The 11,896-nt window shown below is 61.4% G+C and carries 8 protein-coding genes; 2 read left to right on the top strand and 6 right to left on the bottom strand.

Features of this window, described 5'->3' with window-relative positions; all coding sequences use genetic code 11:
• Nucleotides 1–236 precede the first annotated feature (236 nt).
• Entirely contained in the window at nucleotides 237–1,424 is a 1,188-nt protein-coding gene (locus QEO92_RS05630; protein ID WP_037150794.1) for a polysaccharide biosynthesis/export family protein, read from the bottom strand.
• Between the two features lie 456 nt (nucleotides 1,425–1,880).
• On the opposite strand from QEO92_RS05630, the gene QEO92_RS05625 reads away from it, so the two are divergent.
• Nucleotides 1,881–2,753: a DUF6030 family protein gene (locus QEO92_RS05625; RefSeq protein ID WP_227702442.1), complete on the top strand. Its 873-nt coding sequence runs from the start codon at nucleotides 1,881–1,883 to the stop codon at nucleotides 2,751–2,753.
• On the opposite strand, the gene QEO92_RS05620 is transcribed toward QEO92_RS05625, so the two are convergent.
• Nucleotides 2,731–6,183, bottom strand: a complete 3,453-nt coding sequence (locus QEO92_RS05620) for a YhaN family protein (RefSeq protein WP_227702441.1) — start codon at nucleotides 6,181–6,183, stop codon at nucleotides 2,731–2,733. The two genes, QEO92_RS05625 and QEO92_RS05620, sit on opposite strands and share 23 nt — an antisense overlap.
• A gap of 3 nt (nucleotides 6,184–6,186) precedes the next feature.
• On the bottom strand, nucleotides 6,187–7,419 hold the full coding sequence (locus QEO92_RS05615) for a metallophosphoesterase family protein (protein WP_037150960.1): 1,233 nt from the start codon (nucleotides 7,417–7,419) through the stop codon (nucleotides 6,187–6,189).
• A 104-nt stretch (nucleotides 7,420–7,523) separates the two neighbouring features.
• Between QEO92_RS05615 and QEO92_RS05610 the strand changes: the two genes are divergently transcribed.
• The gene (locus QEO92_RS05610; RefSeq protein WP_037150779.1) at nucleotides 7,524–8,510 is read left to right on the top strand and encodes an aldo/keto reductase; all 987 of its coding nucleotides are present in this window, start codon (nucleotides 7,524–7,526) and stop codon (nucleotides 8,508–8,510) included.
• A gap of 61 nt (nucleotides 8,511–8,571) precedes the next feature.
• Here QEO92_RS05610 and QEO92_RS05605 read toward each other — a convergent pair whose 3' ends face one another.
• From QEO92_RS05605 to hupB, 3 genes are all read right to left on the bottom strand, one after another.
• Nucleotides 8,572–9,036, bottom strand: coding sequence for a GNAT family N-acetyltransferase (locus QEO92_RS05605; protein WP_037150776.1), 465 nt, complete (start codon nucleotides 9,034–9,036; stop codon nucleotides 8,572–8,574).
• A gap of 66 nt (nucleotides 9,037–9,102) precedes the next feature.
• The gene (locus QEO92_RS05600) at nucleotides 9,103–11,295 is read right to left on the bottom strand and encodes an esterase-like activity of phytase family protein (protein ID WP_227702440.1); all 2,193 of its coding nucleotides are present in this window, start codon (nucleotides 11,293–11,295) and stop codon (nucleotides 9,103–9,105) included.
• Nucleotides 11,296–11,475: 180 nt separating this feature from the next.
• Nucleotides 11,476–11,751, bottom strand: a complete 276-nt coding sequence (gene hupB / locus QEO92_RS05595) for a DNA-binding protein HupB (protein ID WP_007753405.1) — start codon at nucleotides 11,749–11,751, stop codon at nucleotides 11,476–11,478.
• Between the last annotated feature and the right edge of the window lie 145 nt (nucleotides 11,752–11,896).

Raw genomic sequence — 11,896 nt, 5'->3', positions numbered from 1 at the left:
CATTTACCGTGGCAAAGCAGTCGCGCCATCTCGCCAGATGACTCTAACAACACACTTATTAAGGGTTGTCACGAAAAAAACTGCATATATTCAACCTTTCGCATAAAACGGGCTTCGCCTGTTCATACGCCATTCGCACAACAAAAATTCACATCCTGCATCAAAAGCTCGACGAATCCTGTCCGTGACTGGATGGATCCGAAAAATTATTCCACTCACTCTAGGCTGTGGACAGCCTAGTCACTGATCCGCTCGAGATTGTAGGCGACTCCTGCCCCTTGCGATGCAATACCGATCGGTGCGCCGATGAGCGCCAGGAATTTCCGCAGGTCGACGGAAGTATGGCGGGAAGCATAGATCACGTCACGGTTCTTAACCGGGAAGGTCTGCCCGACGAGCAGGCTATCCGGATGGGTCATGTCGAAACTATAAACGATCGGATAACGGCCAAGCCTGTCAGGCTTCATCCCCTTGCTGAGCAATTCGTTGAAACGTTGTCTGCCGAGCAGGCTCATCACGATATCCGCTTCCTCATAACGGAAAAGGAAATAGCCCTTGGCGTCAACCGCTGCATCATTGCCGCCGCCGCCAAGCGCCACGGCTTCAAGCAGGTTGAGGTCGCTGGCGCCGAAATTGATGCGGGCGTTCGCCCTGACAGCACCGAGCAGAGTAAAGGTCCGCGGATCGCGGGCTACGAAAATCTGATCTCCGGGCTGGACATAGATGTTCTCGCTCGGATTGTCGATGACCGACGACAGAAGCGCCGTGCCCGTCTTTTTGCCGCGGACAAGCGTGACATAGGTCTCGTAGGGCTGGCCGCTCGGACCGCCGGCCTTGGCAATCACGTCGGTGATCTTTTCTCCGACCAGGCCAAGCGGCACTTGCGCGGAACTCCCCACAGCACCCGAAACAGTGACCTTGCGCGATGCCGTGTTGACGCTGGAAACAATGACGTCCGGCTCGACGGCTCGGCTCCTCAATGATGAGAGAATCTCCTGCCGAGCCTCCTCAAGCGTCTTGCCTGCAAAACGGATGGAACCGACATAGGGGATGGCCGCCGTGCCATCCTGCTGCACGACGACATCAAGACTGGTCTGTTTCGATTCGGTTGTGGAAAACAGGCCATCGGCCCCCGCTTCGAAGATGCTGATCTTCAGCTGGTCCCCCACGCCGATGACCGCGCGGCCGGCGCCGCCGCCAAATCCGAACCGGCGATTGAGAGCCGTGGCGACATAGTCGGACACAAGCTTTGCCGTTCGGTTGTCGACATTGACGATGTCGAATACTGCCGCATCGATCCGTCCGATCTGGGTGGGTGATTGACCTGCATCCTTCTTGATATCCGCCGTCAAAGGCCCTTCGCCAGGTACGGCCTGGCAACCCGCCAAAACCGCACAGATCATGATCGCAGTCATTCGAACCAAATTCGATACTCCAAGTCAGGCCCACGTGCCCGAAGGGCAACGCGGACACTTCGGGGATTCCGACCGCCTTTCAAAAGCACACCAGGCTCTCGACAACAAGCCGGATCACACCGTGCCGTCGAAAATAAAATTCCTGTGCGCTTTTAAGGCCATAGTCCGCGGCACCCTAATATTCACGAGCGAACCTAAACAAGTTGAGTTAAATGCCTTCTAATGAATTTGGTTAACAGGGCCGGCGTCCGATATCCCATCCAGCAGCTCATAGAGCGCTGTGTATTCCGGGCTCGTGTCCCACCGCCCGGCGAAAGCTCGCCGCCGGTATCCACCACCATCTTTCGGTCGCGATCCAGAGTAACCCTGCCTTAACCGGACCAACACGGAGCAGTTTCCCGTTGTCCGGTAATATGTTATGCGCGGGGCCACCCGCCGGAGATTCCTCGATCGGAAATGGAGCCCATGCCGGAAGAGGACCAGGCAAAAATCCTGACGCCAGCCGCCCGGCGCCGCAGGCAGCGCATGGCAGCCTTCGCCTTCAGCCTCTTCCTTGCCGGCACGCTTATAGCACTTGCAGCAACCGTGCTTGCCGTCAACAACGGCCGCAATTTCGAGCGCCTCGTCCGGCAGGTCGGCCTTGAGGACTATCTCCTTGCCGCGCCGCCGGCACTGCGCATCGACAGGCAACGCCGGCAGCCGCCCGCCAGTCGCTTTCCGCCCTGGCTTCTCAGAGCAGGTCTGGAACGCATGGCGCTATTCGAAAAAGCAGCAGCCTTTTCCGCCGAAGAACGCTGCAATCTCCTGCGAACCCAAAAGGGTACACAGCCAACATTCACCACCTCGGACGACGACTGGGAGTGCCTGATTTTCGAGGAATTCGATAACTCGTCCGAACCGGCCTCCTTCTTCATCCAGGCGAGAGGCGGCTTGCCGGATACCTTTCGCAATTTCCGGCTCAAGTTCAGCCTGACAAATCCGCTGACGGAAACCGTTGTCCTCAACGAGGCGATCGCCGCGATGCAGCGCTTCGACCTGCCGATGGCGCCGGAGACCCGCGCCTATCTGGCGCAAAAGCTTACCGCCCGCACCGAGTTCACATCGACCTCGGAAAACTATTGGATGGCGTTCAGGCAGGAAATCATCGACAAGCGGCGGTACAATCTCGTCATCCTGCCTCTGCCGCAGACGATCACCTGTGGCGACCCCGCATTACCGCCGCCGGACAGGGCAGGCAGGCCGATCTATGGCATGACCGTCGGTTGCCTCTCCCTCCAGGCCGCCCCTCGCCAGCCCCCACCTGCGTCTTCGCCGCCTAGCCTCTTTCCAGCTGGATGAGATCGAGCTCACCGCCGATTTCGCGGCGGGCAGTTTCGACCAGGCTCATCTGGTGGGTGAAAAGGATCGTCTGGAATGTCTTGCCTGCCGCTGCGAGCGTACGCAGGCCAGCCGCGGTGCGCTCGTCGTCAAAGGTCTGGAAGATATCGTCGAGGACGAGCGGTGCGGGTTCGTTGCGACTGCAATAGTCCTCCAGGAAGGCGAGCCGCAGCGCGAGATACAGCTGATCACCGGTGCCTTCGCTCAAGCCCTCGAGCTTCACCTGTTCCCCGGTGCGCCGTTCGACGGCGAGCTGCAGCTCGTCCTCATCGTCGTAAAGCTGGACAAGACGTGAAAAACGGCCGCTTGTGAGATCGGAAAAGACCTGTCCTGCCCGCTTCATAACCGGATCGGCCTGGCGTTCGCGATAAGCTTCCATCGAGTTTGCGAGGAGGCTCGAAGCAAGCTTCAACACCACCCATCGTCGCGCGAGTTCTTTCGCTTCGGCCTCGGCCGCGTGCTTCTGAAACACCGCGCGTTCCGCGCCAATGCTCGTCTCCAGTTCCCGCCGGCGGCGGAGATTATCCGCTTCGGCGGTCCGCAGCGCCGAAATCCTGTCGACCTGCCGACCATCCTCAGCCTCCAGCCGTTCGATCTCCAGCCCGGCGGCCACCCGATCGAAGCCGTCAAGCGCCGCACGCACTCCCTCTTCATCCAAGCCATCCGCCTGCTCGGCAAAGCGCACGCGGCACTGGCGAAGGCTGGCTTCAATCCGGGCGCGCTGCCTTAGATCTTCGAGCACGGCGTCGAGATCGGAAGGGGCTTTCGAAACCGATTCGGCAAGCTCTGCGAGCTCCGCCTCAAGTGCCGTCCCTTCTGCAGCGTGCCGCGCCAGCGATAATTCGGCACGTTCCAGCGCCGCCGTCAGCGTGGCCCGCTGGTTTTCGGCAGTCTTCGCGGCCACGGCCCGCTCGTTCAGCAGGCCTGCCGCGACATCGGCCGGGACAGAGGCAAGATCCGGCGCGATCTCCGTGCAGAACGTCCGGACTTCCTCCTCGAACGCCTCCATATCGCGCGCCATGCCGCGCACCCGGCGGTTGCGGTTTTCCCGCTCGGAGAAGAGATCGGGCACCGTGCGCCAGACATCGAGCGCGGCGAGCGCCATATCGACGGTCGCGTCTTCCGGCAGGCCAGCCAGCGCCGCCGCATTGGCGAAGTCGGCACGCCAGCGATCGATCTCGCGGCGCAATTCAGTTTCCCGCTGCTCCAGCCGCTGCAATGCCTCCTCGGCGGAATGGCGCTTGCCCTCCAGAGAGCGGCTTTCCGTCCAGCGATCGGCGATATCACTGATCCGGCGATCGAGTGCCCGTGCAAGAGCGGGCGACGGCAAGGCCGCAGAGTCCAGGCCGATACCATCGGCCAGGGCCAGAAGCACAGGCTTCAGCTTCTCTTCCTTGAGGCGAAGCGCCTCAAGCCCGTCCCTCGCCTCGTCCAGCGCTTCCGCCAAATGGGAAAGCCCGTCCACAGCGCGGCGCCATTCGATCATCCGTTCCGGCGTCGACGGCGAAACGGGCGCCGCATGGAAAAGGTCTTCGAATTCGGTCACCGCATCGGAGGCTGCGATCTCGGCCTCTTTTGCCGCGGCGTCGGCTGCTGCAACGCTTTGCTCCAGTTCCCGCTGCCGCAGGGTAAGCTGTGCATGGCGGGAGACACGCTCGGCATCGGCAAGTGCCGCATCGGCAAGCCGGTCGGATTGGTCGATTGCCGTTTTCAGCTCTTCGAGCGTGTCCGCGGAGGGTCTTGCACCCAACATTTCGACGAGCTCGTCGCGTCGCGCCCGAACGACTGCGATATCTTCGCGGGAAACGATCTTGCCCTGTCCTTCCAGTCCCGCAAGCTGCCCGGCGACCGCTTTCGCCTCATCGCGCAACGCCGTTCGCATCTGTTGCGCCTTGGTGCTTTCTGCCCTGGCTTCCTCGATCAGGCGGCGATGGCTCACCAGTGTCGCGATATCCGGCAGCGGCACGGTCCAGAGCTTTTGGATGTCGCGTACGGGCGGGTCGAGACGGTCGGCGGCGGCGTTGAAATTCGCCTCGGCCCTGGCCACCCTTACCTGCAGGTTTTCGAGCTCCGTCATCGCATTGATGTCGGGCCTTAGCGCCGCAAGCTGTTCCGTCCACGGCTTCGGATCGATGAGGCGACCATCGGCCCCGGTCGCCTCCAGCCGCCGCAGCGCGTCGCGTTCTTCTTCGATGCGCTGGCGGAGCTGCTTCAGGCTACGGTCGAATTCGCCCCCCTCCTCCACCAGTTTCTTCAGCCGCGCCAGATCGGCATCGGCCGGCTGGGCACGCTCGAGTTCCTGGGCGCTTGCATAACCAAGCCGGCGAGCGGCCTGAAAAAGGCGAAGGTCGAAGTCATCGACCTCGCCGCGCACCCGGGCAATATCCTCCCGCGCTTTCAGATATGCGCCCTTTTCCGCATGGGTTGAAAGGATCCTGGGTGCCGCCGCGATCAGCGCCTCGTCCACATGAACGGTCTCGATCTCCTCCCTGAGCCGCGCCACGTCCGCTTCGGCCGCGCCACGGGCCTCACCGTTCTTCCTACCGGCTTCCAGCGCCTTCTCAAGCCGCTCCTCGAAACCGGCCGGCAGCGCGGCAAGCGCTTCGTATTGGGCAAGAAGCTGTTGTTCCCGGTCGATCTCACGCAGCAACGGCTCCAGCGCCAGAAGCCTGCGCAACCGGTCGAGCGAGTGCCTGGTCTCCTGCCGTTCGGCCTGGACCGCGGCCAGATCCGCCTCGATCCCGGCCTGTTCGGCCAAGAGCTTCTTCCAGTCGCCGGATTTCAGCTCACTGTCGCGTTCGGCTCTGCGGGCTTCATCATGGGCATCGATTACCTGATAGAAGAGACGATCCTTCGAACGGCGTTGCGCATAGATGCCATCGGCCTCCGCTTCCAATTGCCTCCGCAGGCCAGAAAGCCCGGTCAGACCGGACGCGGCGGAAAACAATAGACTGCCGATCTCACCACCACTTTTCAGCATGGTTTCCCCACCAGCCCGCAGCGACAGGGAATCGAGCCCGAAGGCACGTTCGAAGACCTCGCGGGACAAGGTGCCGAGGAATGGCGCCAACGCATCTTCGGGCAGCGCCTCTTCGGCCTCTGTCGAAGAAAGCAGCGTATTCTTGCGGCCGCGCCGGCGGCGAAAAGCGAGCGTCTGCCCTTCGCGCGCGACGATCTCGGCGCCGACCCTCAGCGAAGTCGGATCGTGCAGGAAACTCATTTCGGCGGCGCTCGGGAAACCGAAGAGCAGATCGGAAATCGCCGAAAGAGCCGAGGACTTCCCGGCCTCGTTGGGACCGTAGATCACATGCAGCTTCGCATCGGGCCGGAAGGTGAGAGCCCGGTCGGTCAGCGCGCCGTAACGCATAATGTCGAGACGGTTGAAACGCATCTGTCAGCCAGCCCTCGCCGCACGCGCGAGCAAAAGATCGCGGGCTTCGGCCAGCAGCGTTTCCGCGTCGTCACCGAGGGCAAGATCGCCGGCGCCGATGCCACCCGGCAGACGCGCGGTGATCTCAGCGATCCTGGCGTCGGCGTCGGCCAATAGTTCCGGCGGGAATGTCCCCATGGGGATGAGGCCTGCCAAGCCGAGCATGTCCACCGGTACCGTGGCACCGGCTGTCTCCGGCTCCAGCCGCACGTCCAGCTTCTCCAGCCAGATGTCCTCGTGGCAGCGATGGCAGGCGGCCTGCACTTCGTCGCGGAAATCGTCGGCGCGCGCCGTCAGCTCGTTGCGGAAACGGCTCCTGCCGGTCAATCGGATACGGAGCGCCAGCGGCCGTCCTTCCATCTTCTCGGCAACGGATTCCAGTGCATTTTCCAGTCGCCGGAGAATGGCCGGGATATCGTCGTCCGGTTCGACCGTCGCGGCAAGCTCGCCGAAACGGGCGCTGTCGGTGATGATCCGCTCATGGGTGACGCGACCGTCCTCGACCGTGACCAGCACGGCGCCCTTCGCCCCCTGCTCGCGGATCGAACGGCCCTGCAGGTTGCCCGGGAAAACCACCAAGGGGTCTTTCGCGACGATCTCGAAATCATGAACATGGCCGAGCGCCCAATAGTCGTAGCCGCGCGAGCGCAGATCTTCGACCGAGCACGGCGCATAGGGCGCATGCGGCTCGCGGCCGGTCAGTGAGGTATGCAGCACGCCGACGTTGAACCAGCCGGGCTCCGGTTTGGGATAGGCAAGCGCCAGGTTTTCGGTTGCCGAGCGTTCGGCAAAACCCTGGCCGTGCAGCGCCACCTTCAAGTGTTCCAGCTTGAACGTGCCGGGCTTGTTGACCGGAAATTCGCTGACATTCTTCGGCAGCGTGATCGTCTTCGTGATCACACTTTCGGCGTCGTGATTGCCCTTCAGGAGGAAGACTGGGATGCCGGCGCGCTCCAGCCGTGCCACTTCGCGGTTGAAGAACAAGCCGATCTTGTTGTCCTTCCAGTCGCCGTCATAGACATCACCCGCAACGATGAAGAAATCCACCCGGCGTTCGACCGCCTGATCCACCAGTGCCGAAAAAGCCTTGCGGCTCGCCTCAATGAAGAGTTCCGCGATCGCCGCGTCCTTCATCGCCAGCCCCTGGAAGGGACTGCCGAGATGCAGGTCGGCGGCATGGATAAAACGGAAGGTCATCGAATCGCTTGTTTTGATTGCCAGCTTGAGCATGTGTTTTAGGCAAATGCCGGGCGCGACGGAAGCTCCGGCTTGAGCGGCCTGTGGATATATCGGAGGACATCATGAGACAGCACGCGTTCGGACGCACATCCCTCACCGTCAGCGAGGTCGGCTTCGGCGCCTGGCAGATCGGCGGCTCCTGGGGCGATGTCAGCGAGGCGGATGGCCGGGCGGCGCTGGAAGCCGCGCTCGATTCCGGCGTCACCTTCATCGACACCGCAGACGTCTATGGCGACGGCCGTTCGGAAAAGATCATCGCGAGCGTTCTAAAGTCGCGTGGCGGCGCGCGCCCGATGGTCGCGACCAAGGCGGGCCGGCGGCTGAACCCGCATGTCGCCGACGGTTACACCAGAGCCAATCTCGAAGCCTTTATCGACCGCAGCCTCAAGAACCTCGAAGTCGACAGCCTTGACCTCGTGCAGCTCCATTGCCCGCCAACCGAGGTCCTTTACCGCCCGGACGTCTTCGGCGCGCTCGACGATCTTCGCCGCGCCGGCAAGATCAGGAACTACGGAGTCAGTGTCGAAAAGGTCGAGGAGGCCTTGAAGGCGATCGAATATCCCGACGTCGTCAGCATCCAGATCATCTATAACATCTTCCGCCAGCGACCGGCCGACTTGTTCTTCAAGGAGGCCAAGCGGAAAAACGTGGCGGTTATCGTCCGCGTGCCGCTCGCCAGCGGCCTGCTGTCCGGCAAGATCACCCGTGAAACGGCCTTCGCCAAGGACGACCACCGCAACTTCAACCGGCATGGCGAGGCCTTCGATGTCGGCGAGACCTTTGCGGGCGTACCCTTCGAGGTGGGCCTTCAAGCCGTCGACGAGGTGCGCAAGCTGGTGCCGGCCGGCGCCTCCATGGCCGCCTTCGCACTGAAATGGATCCTGATGAACGAGGCGGTCACCGTCGTCATCCCCGGCGCGCGCAACGAGGCGCAGGCGAAGGACAATGCTGCGGCGGCCGAACTTGCCGCACTTTCTGCCGACGTTATGACGGCAACGAAGGAAATCTATGCGCGGCTGGTTGCCCCGCATGTGCATCAGCGCTGGTGAGGGATCAGATGATCGGCGGCGCCCCTCATTCCCCTGCCGACGGTACTTGGCTTTTCTTCCGTCAGCCGATCCTAAACCGGTAAATAGTCTCGCTATCCGATTTCACCCGCTCCAAGTCCCCTCCGCCGGCAGCATCGATCGCCCGCGGCCAGAAGGCTTGGGCCGGCGTGTTCAACGCCATGACGCTCAATTCCCAGCGGCCAGGATGGGCGCGCAGGACGGCGGTGGCGGCGTCGCGTCCAGCGCCATGCCGTCGCGCGTCCGGAACGATATAGAATTCAGCTATCGAAAAATCCGTGCTTCGGCCCGACGGGGACCAAGTATTGACGAAGGCGAAGCCGATGCATTCGCTGTCCCGTCGTATGAGATAGGGCCAGCGGCTTTCGATCTCCTGCCAATAGGCATCGAAATACGGGTAATCAGCGCCGGAGCCGCCATATCTTTCGAACTCTGCGAGATATTGGGAAAGAAGATCTCTCAGCAGAGGCTTTTGCGCCGCGGGTGCCAGCTCTATGCCAATATCCATCGCATCTCCTTACACAAAAAGGCCGGGCGAAACCCGGCCTTTCCTTATTCTGGCATCCATGGATGCTCAGTTGGTGGCCTTCAGCTCGACCGGAAAGAACAGCGTTTCGCCGGAGCTATCGTCGATGCCGTCGTTGTCGGTGACGGCAAAGGCCTTGCCAGACTTGTCGAAGGTAAAGCCTTCGAGCTTGTCGAGGACATAGCCGTTGGTCACCTTCAGGTCCGGGATGAAGTCGTGGACTTCTTCCTTTTTCACCAGCGGCAGTTCGCTGCCGATCTTGCCCGGCTTGAGGTCGGCGATTGCGACGCGATAGAGCTTCTTCAGCCTGGCATTGTCGCCGATCTGGTTGTCGCGCTCGATGATGTAGACGTAATCGCCATGCGCGGTGATTTCCGACAGACCGACCCAACCGGCATCTGCCTTCTCCAGTGGATAGCGGACGGCACCCCATTCCTTGCTCTTCGGCTTATAGGAGACGAGCTTCACGGTGCCCTTCGGGTCGTCCTTCCATTCGCGCTGGATTGCCATCCAGAGCGTCAGGTCGTCGCCGGAGCCAACGGTGGTGATGCCTTCGAAGCCGTAACGGCTCTCGTTGGAAAGCAGATCCGCCGGCAGGCCGATCTCGGTCTTGATCTCGCCCTTGGCGCTGACGCTGTAGAGGCCGTGCCCGACCAGCTTGGAGGCATCACCCTCCGACGCAAGCCAGAAGCCGCCCTTGCCATCGAGCGCGATACCTTCGATGTCGAGCTTCTGGGCCGGCTGCCCTCCGCGGGTCACGCGCAGGACATTGGTGATCTCAGCCGGCGTCCTGGTCGTGTCGATGGTGAAGATCGACGGCTGCATGCCATAGAAGGAATCACTGACGGCATGGAGGATGCCGTCCTTTTCAGCATCGCCGACGAGACCGGACAGAGCGCCCCAGCCGAGCACGTTGCCGTCGACATCCTTGGAAACGAGCGTTGGATAGTTCGGCTGGCCTTCGGCAAGCTCGTAAATCATCACATGCGAGCGTGCACCGCCGTCTTCGCCAAGATCGACTTCGTTGGCGGTGGCAAACAGGTTACGGCCAGGAATGGCGACAGCACCTTCCGGCGAAATGCCCGACGGCAGAAGCTGGGCAAGTTGCGGTTCGGCGCCGGTATCCTTGTAGACGGCCACGACGGAAGCGCGTTCGGAAAGAATGAAGATGTAGTTCTGGCCATTGAAGGAAGCGAACTCCATGCCTTCCAGTTCAACGCCCTTCGACTTCGCACGCTTGTCCGGGAAATGTCCGATGCGGGCGATTTCGCGTTCCAGCGACGCGCCGGACTCGTAGAGAACCTTGCCAGTACGATCGAAGATCGTGAAGCTGCGCGAACCACCCTTCCAGTCGCCTTCATTGGCGATAACGAGGCGGTTGTTGTCCAGCCACTTGATGGCATCCGGTTCGCGCAATACGCCCTCCGCCTTGCCGGTGAAGGAAAGCTGGCCGTCGGTCTTGTTGTCGATGCCTTCCAGATCGGTCTTGCCAGCGGAGAAATGGCCGACGACGGTCGCTGTCTTGCCATCGATGATGGCGATGTGGTTGTTCTCCTGCAGCGTGACGGCTATCTCGCCGGCATCGTTGATGGCAACGAATTCCGGTTCCGGATCTTCCGGCGCGATCTCCGCAAGGCCGGTCAGCGAGACATGCTTGATGGAGGCGCAGTCGGCGGCACCATCCTTCAGCGACACGATGACCAGATCACCGACCGGCATCTGGGGAATGGCGCCGTCGTTCACGTCCTCGTCGCGCTCGTTTTCGATGGCGATCGCAGCAAAGGTCTTGTCCTTCGAAATAGCGATCGAATCCGGCTGGCCGCCGAGGTCGCAGGTTGCTTCGATCTTCTTCGACGCGATATCCACGACATTCAGCTTGCCGGACGGCTTCACGTAGCTTTCCGACGTATTGACGGCGGCGAGAACCTTGGAGCCGACTGCGGCTACGGATGTAGGCTCGCCGTCAAGGAACAGCGCGCCGAGCGCCTTCGGAGCCTTGGGATCGGTGATGTCGATGAAACCGATCGCGCCAAGCGGGCTGTCGGAATAGATCAGCGTATTGCCGTCTTCGCTGGCGGTGATGATTTCCGCCGACGTGGTCGTCAGCTTGTCCTTGTCCGCAGGAAGATTGCTGGCAACGGGGAAGGATGCGATGCGGTTGAAGACCTGCTCTGCGCTGGCAGGCGCTGCGACCGAGGCGAGAAGCACCGCTGTCAGCGCGGCGTGAATACGGAATGTCATAGGAGCCCTCCTGTCCATAAAACCGTCGCTGGTTATTGGAGCATGCGCATGACAGAGGGATGACGGTTTTCACACGTTGGAGCTGCCCAACCTACGATGTTCTGAGAAAACGAAAAAGGCCCGGGAAACCCAGGCCTTTCCGTTATTGAGACTGCTACAGGGTTGCCCGGAGGCAGCGCGTTAGCTGTTGACAGCATCCTTCAGGCCCTTGCCGGCCGAGAACTTCGGCACGTTGCGTGCCGGAATGTCGACTTCGGCGCCGGTCGACGGGTTGCGGCCCTTGGATGCCTCGCGACGGGAAACGGAGAAGCTGCCGAAGCCGGCGAGACGAATGTCGCCACCCTTCTTCAGCTCAGCCTGTACGGTCTCAAAAACGGCATCAACAGCAGATGCGGCATCAGCCTTGGAGAGACCGGCTTTTTCGGCCACTGCGGATACCAATTCGTTCTTGTTCATGTTTCCACCCCTTTCAGCGGTTTTGGAACGACTCATGTATTTCGGCGCCGACAATAGTTCGGTGTCAGGCCTTGGCAACCCAAAAGCTCCGCAATCGCCTGAAAAACAAGGGGTATGCGGCAGTTTTCACAAAAAAAGCCGGCTT

The sequence above is a fragment of the Neorhizobium petrolearium genome, assembly GCF_029854435.1.
GTDB lineage: Bacteria > Pseudomonadota > Alphaproteobacteria > Rhizobiales > Rhizobiaceae > Neorhizobium > Neorhizobium petrolearium.
Note: the sequence above shows the minus strand (reverse complement) of the source record. Positions and strands in the feature narration are given on the sequence as shown.

What these genes read in the sequence shown, in the direction of transcription:
- QEO92_RS05610 (WP_037150779.1), top strand. Translation starts at nt 7,524, where the DNA reads ATGAGACAGCACGCGTTCGGACGCACATCCCTCACCGTCAGCGAGGTC.
- QEO92_RS05620 (WP_227702441.1), bottom strand. Translation starts at nt 6,183, where the DNA reads ATGCGTTTCAACCGTCTCGACATTATGCGTTACGGCGCGCTGACCGAC.
- QEO92_RS05600 (WP_227702440.1), bottom strand. Translation starts at nt 11,295, where the DNA reads ATGACATTCCGTATTCACGCCGCGCTGACAGCGGTGCTTCTCGCCTCG.
- QEO92_RS05605 (WP_037150776.1), bottom strand. Translation starts at nt 9,036, where the DNA reads ATGGATATTGGCATAGAGCTGGCACCCGCGGCGCAAAAGCCTCTGCTG.
- QEO92_RS05625 (WP_227702442.1), top strand. Translation starts at nt 1,881, where the DNA reads ATGCCGGAAGAGGACCAGGCAAAAATCCTGACGCCAGCCGCCCGGCGC.
- QEO92_RS05615 (WP_037150960.1), bottom strand. Translation starts at nt 7,419, where the DNA reads ATGACCTTCCGTTTTATCCATGCCGCCGACCTGCATCTCGGCAGTCCC.
- hupB (WP_007753405.1), bottom strand. Translation starts at nt 11,751, where the DNA reads ATGAACAAGAACGAATTGGTATCCGCAGTGGCCGAAAAAGCCGGTCTC.